At 35.2% G+C, this 18,103-nt stretch carries 19 protein-coding genes; 3 read left to right on the top strand and 16 right to left on the bottom strand.

What is annotated here, in order from left to right; genetic code table 11:
* Positions 1-50: 50 nt before the first annotated feature.
* From GXZ93_04870 to GXZ93_04835, 8 genes are all read right to left on the bottom strand, one after another.
* Positions 51-578: a nitroreductase gene (locus GXZ93_04870; protein ID HHT79112.1), complete on the bottom strand. Its 528-nt coding sequence runs from the start codon at positions 576-578 to the stop codon at positions 51-53.
* Between the two features lie 172 nt (positions 579-750).
* A complete protein-coding gene (locus GXZ93_04865; protein HHT79111.1) occupies positions 751-1,920 on the bottom strand; it encodes a hypothetical protein in 1,170 nt (389 codons plus the stop codon).
* 52 nt (positions 1,921-1,972) lie between these two features.
* Positions 1,973-2,887, bottom strand: a complete 915-nt coding sequence (locus GXZ93_04860; GenBank protein ID HHT79110.1) for a glucosamine-6-phosphate isomerase — start codon at positions 2,885-2,887, stop codon at positions 1,973-1,975.
* A 92-nt stretch (positions 2,888-2,979) separates the two neighbouring features.
* Positions 2,980-3,996, bottom strand: coding sequence for a Gfo/Idh/MocA family oxidoreductase (locus GXZ93_04855; GenBank protein HHT79109.1), 1,017 nt, complete (start codon positions 3,994-3,996; stop codon positions 2,980-2,982).
* 60 nt (positions 3,997-4,056) lie between these two features.
* Complete coding sequence (locus GXZ93_04850; GenBank protein HHT79108.1) at positions 4,057-4,890, bottom strand: sugar phosphate isomerase/epimerase; 834 nt, start codon at positions 4,888-4,890, stop codon at positions 4,057-4,059.
* Positions 4,891-4,984: 94 nt separating this feature from the next.
* Entirely contained in the window at positions 4,985-5,686 is a 702-nt protein-coding gene (locus GXZ93_04845) for a PIG-L family deacetylase (GenBank protein HHT79107.1), read from the bottom strand.
* Between the two features lie 134 nt (positions 5,687-5,820).
* Positions 5,821-6,276: a hypothetical protein gene (locus GXZ93_04840; protein HHT79106.1), complete on the bottom strand. Its 456-nt coding sequence runs from the start codon at positions 6,274-6,276 to the stop codon at positions 5,821-5,823.
* A gap of 106 nt (positions 6,277-6,382) precedes the next feature.
* Positions 6,383-6,970, bottom strand: coding sequence for an HDIG domain-containing protein (locus tag GXZ93_04835; protein HHT79105.1), 588 nt, complete (start codon positions 6,968-6,970; stop codon positions 6,383-6,385).
* 160 nt (positions 6,971-7,130) lie between these two features.
* Here GXZ93_04835 and GXZ93_04830 point away from each other — a divergent pair, with 160 nt between their 5' ends.
* Both GXZ93_04830 and GXZ93_04825 read left to right on the top strand, forming a co-directional pair.
* Positions 7,131-8,042, top strand: coding sequence for an ABC transporter ATP-binding protein (locus GXZ93_04830; protein HHT79104.1), 912 nt, complete (start codon positions 7,131-7,133; stop codon positions 8,040-8,042).
* Positions 8,043-8,049: 7 nt separating this feature from the next.
* Positions 8,050-8,835: an ABC transporter permease subunit gene (locus GXZ93_04825; protein ID HHT79103.1), complete on the top strand. Its 786-nt coding sequence runs from the start codon at positions 8,050-8,052 to the stop codon at positions 8,833-8,835.
* A gap of 44 nt (positions 8,836-8,879) precedes the next feature.
* Here the strand turns inward: GXZ93_04825 and GXZ93_04820 are convergent, their stop codons facing one another.
* The 5 genes from GXZ93_04820 to GXZ93_04800 form a co-directional block, all read right to left on the bottom strand.
* Positions 8,880-9,836, bottom strand: coding sequence for an acetylxylan esterase (locus GXZ93_04820; protein HHT79102.1), 957 nt, complete (start codon positions 9,834-9,836; stop codon positions 8,880-8,882).
* A 196-nt stretch (positions 9,837-10,032) separates the two neighbouring features.
* Positions 10,033-11,301, bottom strand: coding sequence for a DUF4214 domain-containing protein (locus GXZ93_04815; GenBank protein ID HHT79101.1), 1,269 nt, complete (start codon positions 11,299-11,301; stop codon positions 10,033-10,035).
* A gap of 106 nt (positions 11,302-11,407) precedes the next feature.
* A complete protein-coding gene (locus GXZ93_04810) occupies positions 11,408-12,196 on the bottom strand; it encodes a TIGR02757 family protein (protein ID HHT79100.1) in 789 nt (262 codons plus the stop codon).
* A gap of 8 nt (positions 12,197-12,204) precedes the next feature.
* Positions 12,205-12,585 carry a desulfoferrodoxin gene (locus GXZ93_04805; GenBank protein ID HHT79099.1) on the bottom strand — a complete coding sequence of 127 codons (381 nt, stop codon included), beginning with the start codon at positions 12,583-12,585 and terminating at the stop codon, positions 12,205-12,207.
* Positions 12,586-12,699: 114 nt separating this feature from the next.
* The gene (locus GXZ93_04800; protein HHT79098.1) at positions 12,700-13,383 is read right to left on the bottom strand and encodes an FAD-dependent oxidoreductase; all 684 of its coding nucleotides are present in this window, start codon (positions 13,381-13,383) and stop codon (positions 12,700-12,702) included.
* 151 nt (positions 13,384-13,534) lie between these two features.
* Between GXZ93_04800 and GXZ93_04795 the strand changes: the two genes are divergently transcribed.
* Entirely contained in the window at positions 13,535-13,723 is a 189-nt protein-coding gene (locus GXZ93_04795; protein HHT79097.1) for a 4-oxalocrotonate tautomerase, read from the top strand.
* 7 nt (positions 13,724-13,730) lie between these two features.
* Here the strand turns inward: GXZ93_04795 and GXZ93_04790 are convergent, their stop codons facing one another.
* The 3 genes from GXZ93_04790 to GXZ93_04780 form a co-directional block, all read right to left on the bottom strand.
* A complete protein-coding gene (locus tag GXZ93_04790) occupies positions 13,731-15,104 on the bottom strand; it encodes an MATE family efflux transporter (protein HHT79096.1) in 1,374 nt (457 codons plus the stop codon).
* Between the two features lie 280 nt (positions 15,105-15,384).
* Positions 15,385-17,082, bottom strand: coding sequence for a DEAD/DEAH box helicase (locus GXZ93_04785; protein ID HHT79095.1), 1,698 nt, complete (start codon positions 17,080-17,082; stop codon positions 15,385-15,387).
* 11 nt (positions 17,083-17,093) lie between these two features.
* On the bottom strand, positions 17,094-17,843 hold the full coding sequence (locus GXZ93_04780; protein HHT79094.1) for a hypothetical protein: 750 nt from the start codon (positions 17,841-17,843) through the stop codon (positions 17,094-17,096).
* Between the last annotated feature and the right edge of the window lie 260 nt (positions 17,844-18,103).

Below are 18,103 nucleotides of genomic sequence, written 5' to 3'. Positions count from 1 at the left end.
CAGGTTTATGTTTGCCGGCAGATCATAAGGGCTCTCGTTAAAAATCCAATTTAAAATCTGTCAAAGGAGATAATCTCTTCTGTTTTTTTTCTGGGCCTGTCCCTGCCGGCGTCATTAGGATATCCTACAGGCGTCAGTGCCACAACTCTTACTTTATCAGGTACTTTTAATACTTTTTTTACCTCTTCTTCAAAAAAAGCTCCTATCCAGCAGGTGCCAAGTCCCTGCTCCGTAGCTGCCAGAACAAGATGCTCAAATGCAATACCGATATCCAGAGGATAACTATTCATATATCCTCCCATCGTACCATAAGCTTCTTCTTCAAATGCACATACTGCAATAACTATTGGAGCTTCCCCAATGAAAGTCTGGTTTTTACATGCCGGTATAAGTTCGTTTATGATATTTTTATCTTTTATTATTATAAGTTTCCATGGCTGCAGATTTTTTGCTGAGGGTGCAAGCCTAAAAGCCTCAATTAAGTAATCAAGTTTTTCTTTTTCTATTTCCTTATCCAGATAACCTCTTATACTTTTGCGTTTTGATATAATCTCAAGCAGATTATTTAAATCCTTCATAAAAATTTCCTTTCAGTTTTATAAAATTTATACCGTCAAATACTTTTTTGAAATTGCCCGGACTTATTATTTTTTCAGCGATAATATTGACTCTGATATCGGTAATGCGAATTATTGTTTTGCCCCACCGCAATCAACACCGGAAACGTAATCTAAAAAATCCTTTTGGTTTCTAATTCTTATACATGGCAATTATATTTTCTAAAGGAATGTCAGGAGTTAGATAATGCGAAGGCCCCAGAATCAATCCTCCATCGTCACAAAAAAGTTTTTTTATTCTTTTTATTTCAGAAGTCACTTCTTCCGGTTTTGCAAAAGGAAGGAATTTCTGCGAATCAATGCCGCCATGAAAACAGATATCCTTTCCAAAATTTTTCTTTAGATTCTCAAAATTCATATTTTTTGCAGAAACCTGTACGGGATCAAGAATATCAACCCCCATTTCAATTAAATCACCAATTATTTCAACACAACTTCCGCATACATGAAAACAAACAAGCAGATCGTATTTCTTGGCTTCATCAATAAGGATTTTGTACCATCCTTTAAAATATTTTCTCCACAAATCAGGCGATATCATAAGACTGCTTTGGTCAGCAAAGTCATCCCATATACCATAAAGGTCTATATGCTTGCCAATACTTTTTAAATTCTTTTCATTAAAAAGTACTATAAACTCACCTATTTTATCCAGAAGAGTTCTTGCATATTTTTCATTTAAGATAAGATCCATAAAAAATTTTTCAATTCCCCTTAAATAGGTCGATATCATAAAAAGACTGTTCATACAGCTTGTATTCAGGAAATACAAATCCGATTTTTTAAAATCTTTTAATTCTATTTTTTGCTGTTCTTTGTGGCTTCTGTATTCTTTCTGTTCAGAATTATTTCTGTAAACTGAAAAATCAAACCATTCCAGCCTGGGAAAAGGATATTTGCAGATATCATCAACATCATTCATATCCGCCATAGGAGGTTTTTCTGAAAAAACTATGTTTCTATCCTCTCCGGAATATATTTCCACCGGTCTGATTCCCCAGATATCAAACCTGTTGATTTCAAATACGGTATTGAAATCAGGACCTGTATAATCAGGAAAATAAGTAGTAAAACCTCCCAGTGTCTCTCCGTCTGAATAATTGTCAGCTCCAAGCAGTTCGACCAGCTTATCCCAGTTTTCTTCAATGGGGCCGAGACCGAAATAATCAAGAAGCTTGTTATTTAATGACGGTTCTCCCCTATACATCATTGGGATCTTTGCGGGTTTGTTGTGCCTGATTGAATCAAGCATTAATTTTTTTGATTCTTTATTCAAAACTACTTCCGCATTTCCATATTCCATACAGGATTTTTATAATCCTGTATGGAATAATTTTTACAAATTTATTAAATATTTATTTTGGAGCAACCATAACCGGTCTTGCGGTAAGTCTGTCTGCAACAAATAAAACATTTTCTTTTGGATCAGGGTGAAGCTGTAAAAGAGTGCCGGGACGATCAAGTGTAGGAGGGTGCATAAGCGCAAGCCTGAGGCTGGCAAGCTGCCAGTTCAGATCTCCGCCATCACAGTATATTTCAATCCTTTTTGCTTCAATAATAGGTTTCATTCCCAATGTAACTGCTTTAGGAGGAAGATCGTAGCAATTGCCTCCTATTCCGCAAAGACTGTTTATTACAAAAGTATCTGAATTAAGATCTATTATTCTTGTTTTTGATGCCAGAAATTTTTCTATTGTCATTCTTCTGTAATAAGTATCATAAGGCTCATTAAAGGCTATGTGCCCATGATATCCCAGACCACCATAACAAACATCTACACCACCGAGTTCTTCAATTTTTTTGTCGATATAGTCCAAGTCGGCAGGATCCGGAAATATAATCTGCTCCCTTTTTAGTCCGAGCGATCCGTCTATGAGGTCAAATAAATTCTTTTTCATATATCCCTCAAAACTCATCGGATGAGATTCCGGCACAGCTCTGCATTCCCAGTCAAGATATTCATCCATAAAAAATACCCACAGATTCTCAAGATTAATTTTTTCTGAATTTATTATCTGTTTTAAAATATCATATTGCGGTGTTGGACCTACCGGAAGAATTAGTTTTGTTTTTTTATTTTCTTTATTATTTGCAATAATAACATCTGCGATCGATCTTGCCATTTCCTGGTAAAGTATTTGTGCATTATCAACAATCCTTACTCCGACATTACTCCATTCTTTTAATTCCTCAATAGGCATGGCCATAAGTTTTGTAAAATCCTGATCGCTTAATGTCTGGTGAGTCATAATGCCTTTGAAATTTCCCATGTCATTTCTCCAAGTTCAATAATTTATATTTTTTGTTTTAAATATTTATCATTTTTATTTTTTGTCGAAGTAATCAGTTCAATTGGTAAACTCTATAGTTTTACTACAATCTGCTCTCTGGCTGATTTTATAGCTGCAAGTGCAAATTCCAGGGACGCTTTTCCGTCTTCAAATGTCGCTTTCCGGATCTGTCTGTCATTTTCTATGCAGTCAAAAAAGTAAGATAATTCCCTGAAAAACGGATCTTCCTGTTTTACTTCTATGGTTTCAGTTGAGCCATCATTGGAATATATCTTTATATTGGCAGCCTGGCTTCTTTCTTCTATATTTTTTCCTGCCCTGAAAACCCATTCAATTGTGCCCTTTTCACATAATACTCTTACAACCATTGTAAAAGGAAAAGAACCTTTAAAAGACCAGCCGCCTTCTGCAAAACCTGCTTCACCATTTCTAAACTGAGCAGAAGTAAATATATGGGAAAAACCGCCTTCCTTTGGATTTTCCGGTGTAAGTATGCCGTTTGCCTTGACTATCTCCGGTTTTCCGAACAGCCATATCAGGAGATCAAGATCATGTATATGCAGATCTATCGCAGCTCCGCCGCTGAATTTTTCACTTTTATCCCAGGCGCCTACCTGCCAGTCCGGGGTAACGGCAAGCCTTTCACAAAATGCATTCAGTGGTCTGCCCAGATACCTGCTGTCTATAATCTCTTTTATTTTTACATACTCCGGCCAGAATCTTAACACATGACCTGTCATGGCTTTTACATTATTCTGCTTTGCAGCATTTATCATATCATCAGCATCATTTAAAGATAAGGCAAGTGGTTTTTCACATAATATATGCTTCCCGGCATTTGCAGCTTTGATTGCAAGTTCAGCATGCGCAAAAGTCGGTACGCATATGTCCACACAATCTATATCTGCATTCTTTAAAAGATCGTCTATATTTTTGAAATACTTTGCATTATTTTCCTGTGCAGCTTTTCTGCCATTTTCCTCATGATAATCGACTATTGCAGTCAGCTGGGCATTGCCTATCTGCTTTAAAGCGCTCAGATGCGCATTTCCAATGTAGCCAATGCCTATAAGAGCAACTTTTATCACTTAAGGCCTCCATTTTTGTTTGAAATTTAATTAAAATACAAACACGCCTAAAGGCATATATTATTCAACTATTCCCTTGTTCTTAAGGAAAACATATGATTTCCTTACGGCTTCGTTTATTTCATCAAGTGAACGTTCAACTCCGTCAAATTCGATCTCTACACTTCCAGGTCCGTCAAATTGTTTAAGCATTTCAAATATCTTGTCAAAATCCAGCACACCTTCTCCAAGTGCCGGGAAATTCCATTCCCCGAATTTACCATTTCCGCTTTCTTTCAAATGAACAAATCCCATGTAAGGAAGCGCATACTGCAGATCTTCCTCCGGTCTTGCATTGCCGTACATTATTACATTGGAAGTATCATAATTTAATTTTACATTCGGATGGTTTATGGTTTTGATGATTTCTGAACCTACCTTGCCATTATTGCACCAGTTTCCATGCATTTCCAGGCATACTGTTATGTTTTTATCTTTTGCATAATCGGCAATTTCCTTAATGTCGGAATAGAATTTTTTTTCATCTTCCTTTCCTTTTACCTCTCCGGCATCTGTTGTAACAAAATTAACTCCGGCAAGATTTGCAAAATCAAGAACTTTCATAAAGTTTTTTACAGTATTTTCCTGGATCATTCTCGTATGCCCGGCAATACATTGCAGTATAAGTCCATGATCTGCACATTCTTTTAATACTCCATCCACTATCTCTTTGGTTACGCCATTTTCCGGTCTAGGGACATGCTCAAAATATGCAGGTGCTGAAGCCAGTTCAATATATTTAAAACCAGCTTTTGAAATCCCTTCAATTGCCTCACTGCCATTGAAATTCGGATACGTTGATGTTACAACCCCAATATTCTTCTTCATTTCTTCTCCCTTCTTTTCCTTCTTCATTTCTTCTTCTTTATTTTATAAATATAAAAAGTAAAAATAAAATCCGGCAAGATTTCTCAAATAAAATTAAAATAAAAAAATATCAGATTTTTTGTTAAGGCAATATTCTTTTCGTCAGTCCCTGAGGATACATTTTCTGCTGTACAAAAGCTTCGGCATAATCAACCCCTGCCTGAAATCCCCTGAATCTTGCAACTGTTCTTATAAACTCACCTGAATCACTATTATGCATTTCCTTTAACCAGCCGAGCTGGGACTGCATTTTCATCATCATCTCTATTTTTATTTCTATGGTATCGGAGATATCGACATACTCGTCAGGCATAAAATTCACTCCGGCTATTGTATCCATATAGTAAAGATATGGCAAATTATCCGGTGCAGGATACTCCGAATCCCACAATACCAGTCCTGCAAGATAAGTAGCTTCAAATACAAGCCGGCTTGTATTAATATGGTCCGCATGATAATCATTGGGACTGTGAGTTATAATCAGATCAGGCGCTGTCTGTCTTATCACTTCCACTATTTTTTTTCTTGAATCCAGGTCAAGGACTACTTCCCCATCTGAAATTCCTGCCCAGATAGAAGTAGCTCCAATAAGTTTTGCGGATTCAATTGCTTCATTTCTTCTGATTTTTGCAAGCTCATCAGATTTATATACTTTACTGCCTTTATTGCCGTCACAGACATGGCAAAGAAATATTTCAGCTCCCTGATTTTTAAATTTTGCCATAGTTCCGGCACATATTAGTTCAATATCATCAGGATGAGCTCCAATTGCAAGTACTTTCATATAAGTAGCCTTTCATCAAAAACTTTTATAATTTTTTAAACAGTCCTTACAGGTGCTTCTATCTTCTTAGTCTGCCGACACCTGGCTGACTTATTATTACGTAACTGCAACAATAATTGTACTCATTACAGCATCTACACATAAGAATTTATACCAATAGCATTAAATCGTCTTCTGTATTCAGTATATTTTCTTAGCAAAAAGGCAAAAAGAGATATTGTAAAGAATATAACTATTGGAACCGAAACCGCTTCGCCCATCTTGGCTTCTCCAAGAAAACTGAATTTTCCGGTTATTGCCCGAGGTCTTCCTTCACCGACTGTCAAAGCAATGCCCGGAAAAACATAACTCATACCCGGAAAAATAATAAGTGAAGTTACCTTGCTTTTTGCAATTATGACTCCGTTTATAAACCCAGGGAACAAGCCAAGCACAAGAGTCGTAATAACGCCTGCAAAGATGCTTACACCTGCCAGTAACATTCTTGCGAAAATAATAGCAATAAGTCCTGTCATGTTTCCTATAGAAATATCAAGATCTCCTGATATCATAAGCAATGACATGCACATTGTAAGAATACCAAGGATCAAGATTTGCTGCATAACGCTCAGAAAGTATCTTCAATAAATTAATGTAATAAAAAGCATTAATGATGTCAAGAAAGTCTTTTTAAAAATTGCTATACATTATTTGTGCTTAAAGACCAAGTTCCCTGCTGATTTTAAGCATCCCTTTTAAGGATATTTCAAAGAATTCCTGAAGACTGTATCCGAGCTTTTCCGATGAGAGCATCGCGTTTCTATTAGCTCCTTTTGCAAAAGATTTTTCCTTATACCTGTTCATAACAAACTCAGCATCTATGGCAAAAAGACTTTTTTCAGGTTTTATCAGCGCTGATGCCACGATCAGTCCGGAGACAGGATCACAGGAAAATAAGGCTATATCCATTTCACTTTTCAAAGGAATACCGTGAACATCATTATGCGCTTTTATTGAGTATATTATTTCATCATCATATCCTTCTTCTTTTAAGATTTCTGCGCTTACAAGTGAGTGATTAAGAGGATCATCTGCAGTTTCTTCATAGTCAATATCATGAAGAAGACCCGTTATCGCCCAGACATCTTCATCAAACCTTCCCTCTTTTCCTTTAATGGAAAAACCTTTTACGTTAAGATCGCCGGCAATTTCTTTCATTATTGCTTCTACTGCCAGACTGTGTTTGATTAAATTTTTATTTTTAACTTTTCTTTTTAAAAGATCAAAAGCCAGATTTCTGTCCATTATGTCTCCCGGATTCCTGATATTATAAAAATGAAATACTACTGATTACTAATTTTAAATATATTTTATCTCTTTAATCAAATTGTTTTTTATGTTCCCTAGTAATATATTATATTCATAAGATATCGCTTACATTTAAATATCATCAGCAAGGTTTTAAATGATTAAAGTCAGGGAATTAGTAAAAAAATTTGAAAAAGTAACTGCTGTAGACAATATCTCTTTTAATATAGCGGGCGGTGAAATTTTTGGATTCCTGGGACCCAACGGAGCAGGAAAAACTACGACGATCAGGATGCTTGCTACTCTTATCAGGCCCTCTTCCGGAACTATTGAGATTGATGGAATGGATTCATTAGCTGATGCCGAGAAAATACGGGAAATAATCGGCATTCTTACTGAATCACCGGGAATGTATGAGAAATTATCAGCTTTTGAAAATCTCAGATATTTTGCCAGTTTCTATAAAACAGAAGAGCAGAAAACAAGATCAAACATCGAAAAATTTCTCAGAATGTTTGATTTATGGGAAAGAAGAAACGATATGGTTGCCACCTTTTCCAAAGGGATGAAACAGAAGCTGGCAATATCAAGAGCTCTTGTACATGAACCAAAAATATTGTTTCTGGATGAACCAACTGCCGGTCTTGATCCTGAAAGCGCCTTTATGGTAAGAAAATTCATTGAAAATTTGAAAAGCAATAAAACAACGGTTTTTCTCTGTACGCATAATCTTGAAGAAGCACAAACTCTTTGCGATACAGTTTGCATAATAAAAAACAGAATAATCAAAACAGCATCCTTAAATGAGCTGCAAAATTTAAAAAACATAAGGACTTTTATTCTGAAGTTAAAAAAATCTGATGAGAGGATAACCGGCATTCTGAAAAAATATAAAAACTGCATAAATTATCATATTGAAAATGAAGAAATAGTTCTTGACATAGAAGATTTTGAAAAAAATAATCCTCTTCTCATAAGAGAACTTGTAAACAATGGTGCTGAAATAATATATTTCAATGAGAAGAAGGAAAGCCTTGAAGAAATATATCTGGAACTGATTAAAGGATAGATATCAAATGAGAAATGCTCTCATAATATTTAAAAAAGAAATAAAAGAAGTAATTAAAAATAAAAGCATATGGACGCCGACAATTATCCTTAGTATTGTATTTTGCATTATTCTGCCAATCGGGATAACAACAGGAAGCTCAGGTATCACTTCAGATCCTGATTCAGCAGAAAAATTATCAAAATTACTGCCTGGTCATGACCCGTTTTCTGCAATGATAATTTTCCTGAGCAAACAGCTTCTGATTTTTTTACTTCTGGTGCCTGCAATGATACCCAGTCTTATTGCTCCCACATCCATAACTCTTGAAAAAGAAAGCAGGACTCTTGAGCCTCTTCTTGCCACTCCGATTAAGACAAAAGAACTGCTGCTGGGAAAAACACTGACTTCTTTTATACCTTCAATAGTAATATCTACTTTTAATTTTATATTGTTGTCAGCGACATTGGATATACTTTCTTATCCGAAATTAGGTTATCTGATACTACCTAATGCTGAGTGGTGCATAGTGGCATTTGTCCTAAGCCCGGCAATTTCCTTTATAATAATAATGATAAGCATAATCGTTTCGTCAAAAACAACTGACTTAAGGTCAGCCCAGGGCATCGGTTCTGCAGTCATTCTTCCTATTTACGTAATAATAGGCATGCAGATTGCAGGACTTTTCCTGATGAATATTATTTATCTTATTATAGCCTGCATTGTATTTATTGCTGTCTGCCCCCTGATATTAAAAATCACAGTCAGGGTATTTGACAGAGAAAATATTCTCACAAAATGGAAGTACAAATAAAACAATTAATTATATAAAAATTCCCTTGAAAATAAACTTGTCTGTCAGAGATATTTTTTTATAATTTCCAGTCTTTTTTCCTCAAAGTTTATAAAAGTCTCCCAGCTATGACCATAATACGGCATGGTTATCATCTCTTTTTTTGCTTTAATCTGATTATAAACCGCAAATATTGTTGAGGGAGGAGTGCACATATCATTCATTGCACAAGATACAATCGTATAAGATTTAATACGATCCGCAAGGTTAAGATTATCAAAATAGCTAAGAGTCCTGTACATCTCATTTTCCCTGTCAGGATATTTTTTTATTATGCTCCTGAATTCCGAATAAGTTACATTGGGAAATTCTTCCGCCCATTCTACTGCCCTTCTGTAATGACATAAATAAGGGACTTCCGCAATTACGAGTTTTGGCCTGCTGTCAAGCGCAGCTGTCGCCAGTGAAAGTCCCCCTCCCTGGCTTAAACCTGTAAGACATAGTCTTTTTATATCTATTTCATTTCTTTTTTCCAGAAAATTTATGGCTTTTACGCAATCCATGTATACAAATCTGTAATAATAATCGTATTTGGAAAAAACACCTTTTGTCATCAGGCCTATTGCCGATGGCGGAGGGTATGTTCTTCCATCAAAGGATTCCCCATTCTGCCCTCTTATATCTATTGCAAAAACAGCATATCCCATTAAAAGCCACTTAAGATAGTAATTTATTTTCTGCTTGTTATCCCCATAACCGTGAAAATAAAGTATTACCGGAAAGGGTGGTTTTGTTTTTGGGAGCAGGTAGTAGCCGCATATCCTGCCTGCTGAAAATCCGTCAAAATATACTTTGAAAGCTTCAATTTGCTCAACTACATAGTCTATTCGCTCTATCTGCTCATTTAAAGGTTCAGAGTTTGTATCTTCCAGAGTTTTTATCCAGAAATCTTCAAAATCTTTTTCCTTGTACTGCGCGGGTAAGTAATTTAATAATTCTTCGTAAGACATATCGACAAGCATGGCTGCCTCCAGAGATTTGATTAATAATTATTGAACTTATTTTAAATCAATTAATTGAATTTTCACAAATATTTAATATAAAATCAGCAGTTTTCAATAAAAAAATTGAAAATAAAAAACTGGCCCGGCTGGTTTTGATGTTTCCGGGCCAGTTTCTATTTATATTTATTTATATCAGATATATGAAGATTGCTGCCTATTGGCTGGCTACCCATGAGAAAAACTGGTTTTTGGTAGCAGCATTATATCCCACAGCGCTTGCAGAACCAAACCTCTGGGGCCAGGAATCAAATCTCTGTATTGAAAAATCTCCCTCACCCATGGAAGTAAGTACCGGCAGGATCTGTCTTGCCTGATCAATGGAAATATTGGTCCAGATAAAGCCGGTCAGCCTGTTAAGGAAATCAGGAAGATTTGACAGGTTTACCATATCTTTTTTCTGTTGCATAAGATTGATAAGCAACATGGCTGCCTGCATTTCCCTTGCATAGGCTCCGCCCCCGTATAAAGACCTGCCATGTCTTGCCCTGCACAAAGCAAGAGCCTGTTCCCCGTTTATATGATGAGTCCCTCTTGTAAGATAACAACCTGAAAAACTGTCAGCAATATCCTCCTCCACTGTAACCGTCACTCCGCCAAAGAAATCAATCAGCGGTTTAAATCCGTCAAAATCAGTAACAGCATAAAAATCAATCGGTATACCTGTAAAGTTTTCAAATGCAGCTTCAGCAAGAGCATTTCCGCCTATTGCATGGGCGCCATTTATTTTTTGCGTCTTATATCCAGGTATTGCTGCCCAGGTATCTCTCGGTATGGGAACAAGAATAGCTTTTCTTGTATCAAGATTCAGATGTACAAATATATTGATATCTGTTCTTCCGCTTACTCTGCCTCCGGGCCTGTCAAAAGCACTGTCATCGCCCCATAAAATAAAGTTGACTTTATTGCCTGCAGCAAAACCGCTGCCGCTTCCCAGTCCGCTTTGCTGCCATGTTGAGCCTGTAGAAGCAGAGGCACCGGCATAGGGAATTATGCCATATGCCGAACATAGAGATGCAAATTCCTGAGACTGAAGAAATCCATCCAGAACTTTTTCGCGGGATGTCCCTGAATTAAGTTTTTTAAGCCATGTGTTGTATCCCAAACTGTCTGCATCTCTGTTAAAAAAAGCTTTATACATTATCTTAACAAAAGAGTCGTTGTCATATTTCTTTCCTGCAAATTCATCACTTAAAACTATGCCTCTGGCAACGTCTGAACCTGTTTTTACTTTATTTACAAGTTGGCTTGTCCATGAATCAAGTCCCTGGGCGTCCGGGGATCTTCCAAGACAATTTACATAAAAACCTGTAACAAAAGCTCTTACCTGAGCGGTAGAATCAGCTCCGAGGCTGGAAGGGATTAATACAACAGACAGGGCAAGTATTGTTATAAAAATCATCAGATACTTAAGCTTGCGACCCATTAATAGCTCCTTTCAGTTCTTTTTACATCAATCGTATTATTTTATTTCAAATTATTGTAACAAATAATCCGCACAAATAGCTAAATATATTTAAATATAATAATCATCAAAAGTTTTTACAATTATTAAATAAAGTAATTAATTTTTCCTTATCATGCATGCTGACTCTTGTTAATGCAAAATCATACTTTACCGGATCCTCCGGATTAATTTCTCTGAAACAATCAGTTATCTCTATGACGGTTTTTATTCCCGCCTGTTTTCTCCTGGTAAAACTGAGGGCGCAGCAAATCCTGTACATATGCGTATCAAGGGGTATCAGGAGTTTTGATTTCGGAATAAAGTCCCAGCCGCCAGGATCAACATTATCCTTTCTTGTCATCCATCTTAAAAAAAGATTAAATCTTTTATAAGCGCTGCTGCCATCAGGTTTGGAGACAAGAGAGTTGAATTTGCCATTTATTTCATTGCCAAGGATTTTTATAAATCTGTTTAATGAGTTAAAAATATTCTTATCATTTTCGTCATAAACACTGTAAAAACATTGGCCTATTGTTTCATATCCGCTTATTATTTTTTTTAATGCAGTTAGCAGTAAAACTATTTCATTGCCAGTAGTAAATCTGTGGGTGAAATCTTTAAATAAGTCTTTTAAATATTTTTCGCTGATGCCAACAAGGAAATCATAAGGATTCTGCATTTCCTTTAAAATAATTTTTATGCTTTTTAATATCTGGGCAACACGCCCATAAGCCAGAAGAGCAGATATTATCCCTACGATTTCCCTGTCTTTCAGATCATTATAATCATAAAGAAATTCAAGCGGGTCAGGATGGACATATTTTCTGTCATTATAGTAACTGTAAATGCTTTCGAGCTCTTCAAATATGTCCATTTAGCTTATTAGGCTTTCCATAATCCATGAAGATTGCAATATTCCCTGACGGTAAGCCTGCCGGACGGTTTAATACAGAACTGCGCCACCGGCTCATTTCCAGGCTTTAAAAACTTTCTGTAAGCCCTTCCGTCTTCATCGATGATTTCTATCCATTCGATATAGTGCTTTTCTTCCATCGGATGCAGGACACTTCCGATTTTTACATTAACAGTATTGTCAGCAACTTCAAAAACCGGAACGTGTTTTTCCAAAGCAGCATCAACGGTATTTTCTTCATATAGTTTCATGGGTTGTTTACAGCAAATCATTTCTCCGAAACCTCCATGAAGCATCTCAACTATATTGCCGCACACTTCACATTTATAAATCTCCAATAATTTTGTCATTTTCCCTCTCCTCTTTTATTAGTTATCTGTTAAAAACAATATTAAATTTTTTATTATTTTATTTCAACATGTCAGAGTTTTCGCCATTATGCAATTATATGGCTAAAAGATCATTTAATTGTATCCCGGAAAGTAATCTGTCCTGATATTTTCTTTTGTAACACCTTTCTCATAAAAGATTTTTTCTATTGCCTTAATCATATTTACAGGTCCTGAAAGATAGTAGATTTTACTATCATAGTTTTCATAAATCTTGTCGAGCTCTTCTTCACTGATACGCCTGGGGGAAATAAAATAATGTATTTTAAAATTGTCCAGTGAAGCAGAAATTTCTTCAATCTCATTTTTAAAAGCAAAATCAGCATCTCTGTTCGCATAAAGCAGATCGGCTTTAAATGATTTTCTGTTATGAAACATATCGGCAAGAATCGATCTTATTGGTGTTATTCCTATTCCGCCGGCTATAAATATAATTTTTATGCTTAAATCTTCTAAAATGAATTTTCCGTTAGGCTGGGAGCATTCTATTATACTTCCGGATTTCAGTTCATTTAATGCTTTCTTGAAAGAAGATGAATTTACCGTCTCTATTCTTGTCGTAATAACTATTGTTTCTTCAAAAGGAGCTGAAGAAATCGTAAAAAATCTTTTTATCCCTCTGTTATCCGGTTGTTCATGCGGAATAATCAGCTGAATATACTGGCCTGCTTTCCATTTTAGCAGATCAGTATTTTTAAAATAAAAAGAATATATATTATCTGATATTTCTTCTTTCCTGATTAATTGCAGATTCAGCAATCTGGCACCTGTCTTTCTTTTAATAAATGTTAAATATTTTTATCAGTAAACAGCCTTTATAAATAAAACTCTTTATTTAACCGGCTTTATAATTAATAATATTAAATTATTTTATAAATTATTCAATTGAATTCATGTGAAGGAGGCAAAAATGCCCTATGTAAATATCTATCTTTTAGATGGCAGATCTGAAGACCAGAAAAGAGAAATGGCTTCCAGGATTACAGATGCCATCTCTGAAGTCGGAAAAGTGCAGAAAGAAATGGTTCATATTTTATTTATTGATATGCCCAGAACAAATATTTCCAAAGGCGGGGTGCTGGTCTCTGATAAAAAATAGAAATATTTTAATTTGTTTCAAGTCTCAGGTCTTTATCAAGCTGAAGTTTTCTTATAACCTTAAGCTCATAAAAAATAAAGATAATTGTCATAATTGTTGACAGGATATCGCTTAAAGGCATTGAAAACCATACGCCGTTTAATCCCATAAATAATGGAAGAATTATAATTGAAGGAATAAAGAAAATAACCTGTCTTGATATATTCAGGATCAAGGCGGGAATTGCCTTGCCTATTGCCTGGAAAAAAGTACCGCCGACTATCTGGATACCCAGTGTTATAAAAAACAATGATACTATTCTTATAGGAAGAATACCAATATCTATCATACTTTTATCGCTGCTGAATATCCTTAAAAGAAAACCAGGAAATCCGAAAATCACTATAAAGGAAAACGCAGAGATTACCGTTGTCCATATAATCGCTTCTTTAAGGATATTTTTCACCCTTGCGTAATTTTTTGCACCAAAATTAAAACTGGCAATAGTTGAAAATGCCTGAGCTATGCCTATTATTGGCATTATCGTTATATCCATAACTCTGATTGCAATTCCTATTATGGCAATATGCATATCGCTGCCATAATGCATTATTGTCCTGTTAAATAGTATGAAAATAACACTGTCAACTATACTCATTAAAAAAGAAGGAAATCCTATCCTGAGTATTTCCCATATAAGTTTCAGCTTGGGTATGAACATTTTAAGATTGAATTTAAAAACACTTTTACTTAAGCCGAAATATGCAAGTATATAAATCATATTTATTATCTGGCTTATAACCGTAGCAAGCGCAGCTCCTTTTACTCCCATCCTGAAAACAAAAATAAATACAGGATCAAGAATTATATTTAGCACAGCTCCCAGAATCAGGGAATACATTGCTGCCCTGGGCCTTCCCTCAGATCTTATAAGATTGTTGCCAAGAACATCAAATGGATAAAAAATAAATCCGAATATTATTATTGAGAGATAATCCTTCGAATAAGGCAAAACTTCTCTGGAGGCTCCGAAAAACATCAGCATTTTATCCATGAAAAAATAGCAGACTACCATAAGCAAAATACTTATAGCAGTATTTATTATCATGGCATTTCCTGCAGTCAGAGTTGCTTTGCTCCTGTCCTTTGCACCAAGAGAGCGGGAAATTATCGAAGCCGAACCTATGCCTATCATATAACCGATTGCAAACATCAAAATCTGAATAGGCAGAACTATTGCAAGACCGGCTATTGCAATAGGCCCGACACCATGGCCTACATAAAGAGTATCTACCACATTATATAAAGCACTGAACACCAGACCTGTTATGGCCGGAACTGAGAATTTAAATAATAATTTTCTCAGGCTATCGTTCAGAATAATTTTTCGCTCAGTATCCATAAAAACACCTTCTGATTGAAGATTTCAGGAAATCATAATAATGAACTTTAAAAATTAAAAACCTGTAGAGATTTTTTCAAACAGCTGCTTAAAACCAGTTAATAATTAAGATTTTTTCCTGGCAACCACAAGAAAAAAGCACACACACAAGCATAACATTTTAATGCTCACTTTTTATAAGTCAATGACAAATCGGGATATTTTTCAGACACATGATTTATATGATAGATTTACACAATTATTAATTAGAATTCTATATGAGTGCAGGTATTTGCCAGGCTTAATACTTCTTTTTCCGCTTTCTGACTCTGGAACCATCGAATGATTTTGCCGGATAAGCGCCTTTGCTTTTTCCTCCCATGGAGTTATCATCTACTCTTACTTTTCTTCCCCTGTAAAGTTCTCTCTGAAAAGACTGCAGAATATCATCAAGATACTCATCATTCTTCAGGCCAATGAAAGAATATACTCCTTTAATGTTTATCCTTCCGAAAATATCGTTGGACAGCCCGGTTATTTCTTTAAGGTATTTAAGCATTTTTCCATTGCTGAAACCATCCATACTTCCCAGATTTATAAAAATGCTTGCAGTTTTTGATGAGGAGTTTTTCTGTTTTATGCGATCCTTTTTCGAGAAATCTATATTTAAATCTTTTGCATCACGGTAATAATCAAGAAAACGGTTAAATTCAAGTGATACTATTCTTTTTATAAGTTCGACCTTGTCTACATTCTGTAATTCTTCAGTAATAAAACCGAGATATTTCTGGATTCCTGCATGGTTTATTTCCACTTTCTTTATTTTTTTAATCATTGATAGCATCTGCTGCTCACAGATTTCTACCCCGTCAGGAACTTTTGTATATATGAATTTCTTATTCAGATGTTTTTCTATCTTTTTTATCCTGCCAATATCCTTAATATTTATAATAGAGATGGTAATTCCTGATTTTCCTGCTCTTGCAGTTCTTCCGCTCCTGTGAGTATATATCTCTATCTCATCCGGTAGCCGGTAATTTATAACATGACTCACATCACTTATATCTATTCCCCTGGCAGCTACATCCGTGGCGACAAGAAGCTGCAGATTTCTGTTGCGATAGTGCTTCATTACTTTGTCACGCTGTGCCTGACTTAAATCGCCATGAAGGGAGTCCGCATTATAACCGTCTTTTATAAGTTTTTCAGCTATTTCCTGTGTTTCTGCCTTTGTCCTGCAGAAAACTATCGAAAAAATATCAGGATTAAAATCAATTATCCTTTTCAGTGCAGTATATCTGTCTTTTTCATGAATCACGCAATAAAGATGCTCAATATTTTCAGCAGCCGCATTTTTGACTCCTATTGTCAGTTCAACAGGATCATTCATATATTTTTTTGTTATTTTATGTATCTCATCAGGCATGGTTGCCGCAAACAGCCAGGTATGTTTTTCCTTTGGTGCAAGGTCAAGAATAGCATCAATATCTTCCTGGAAACCCATATTCAGCATTTCATCAGCTTCATCAAGCAGGACATATTTTATATTGGAAATATTGATTTTTTTGCGTCTTATCAGATCATTAAGCCTGCCAGGTGTGGCAACAACGATATGGACTCCTTTTTTTATTTTGTTTATCTGTGTCTCTATGCTGGCACCACCATATATAGCTGCTATTTTAATCTGCTTCAGATATCTGCAGTAATTCCCAATATCGTTTGCTATCTGCATACACAGTTCTCTTGTAGGAGCAAGTATTAGAGCCTCGATGTTTTTTGAATTAATGTTAACAAGTTCAGCCAGGGGTATTCCGAATGCAGCCGTTTTGCCTGTGCCTGTCTGAGCAAGACCTATAAAATCGCTGTCGCCTTTTTTTAAAACAGGAATTGCTTTTTCCTGTATCGGAGTCAGCTGTTCAAACCCAAGCTCTTTTATTGCCCTTAAGAGTTCTTCCTTGATTCCTAATTCTTTAAATGCCTTATTAATTCTTTCAGTCATTTACATAACCACTATTTTATTTTTTTAATTTTTCTTTTTACCTTCAGCTTCTCAACCGCTTTAAATGCCTCATCAAGCCTGCCGTCAGGAATAGGAATCCTTATTTCTTTATATGCTTTCTGATAACTGGTCGAATAAGAGTAATTTATTTTAACAAGCATATTTTCTTCATCAACAAAAGCTTTTTCCATTCTCGCAGTAAGATAATCCCAGATATGAAACTCCCCTGTTAAATAAACACCATTTAAAGAAATAAAGGCCTGTGGAAATGTTTTTAAATAACTTCTTTTCTTCAGCGCAGGCACCAGAAAAGACAATGTTGCAGTAACAATGGTCAATGCTGAAAAAACAATTAAAAAGAACTTCCAGACTTCCCTGTTTATTAAAATAAAAATCGTTGAAATTATTATTATGAAAACAAGAATAGTCAGAAAAAGAAATTTTTTCTCTTTTTTATCAGCAATATATTCCTTTTTTGTAAATTCTGACCACAAATATTTTTCATACTTCCATTGGACAAGGATGTTCTTGCTTAAAAATATTTTATCGGCTCTTCTGTAAAATCCGAAAATAATAATTGCGGTTACAAGAAATGCTATTGCCATAAAAAAAGAAACAAAGCTTATGGCATATCCCCAATCCATCATATCTAACTGCAACAGAACAGGCAAAAAGATAACAAATGAAAAAACAAATGTCAGAACACAAAAAATAATTACAGGTACAAGATAAGGGTTTTTTGGTCTGGCATATTCCGTCATTTTATCAAATCTTTCTCTTTTTAAATTGAAAATCCCGGTTATTCCTTCCAGGCAGAACTATATGATCTCCGGACTTTTTACAGTAATTAATGAAGTAATCTTTAAAATTTTTAATTAAAAATTTTTTTATCAGAATACTTACCAGAACATAACCGATAAAACAACCAGTACCCTTGATTTTATGTCATGAAAAAGTAAAATCAGAATATTGATATTAAGGTATTATATATTATTTTATTAATTATATGTCTTAAAATTTT

Source organism: Actinomycetota bacterium (genome assembly GCA_012837825.1).
In the GTDB taxonomy this organism is placed as follows: domain Bacteria; phylum Actinomycetota; class Humimicrobiia; order Humimicrobiales; family Humimicrobiaceae; genus Humimicrobium.
This window is presented reverse-complemented; position numbering and strand designations above follow the sequence as displayed.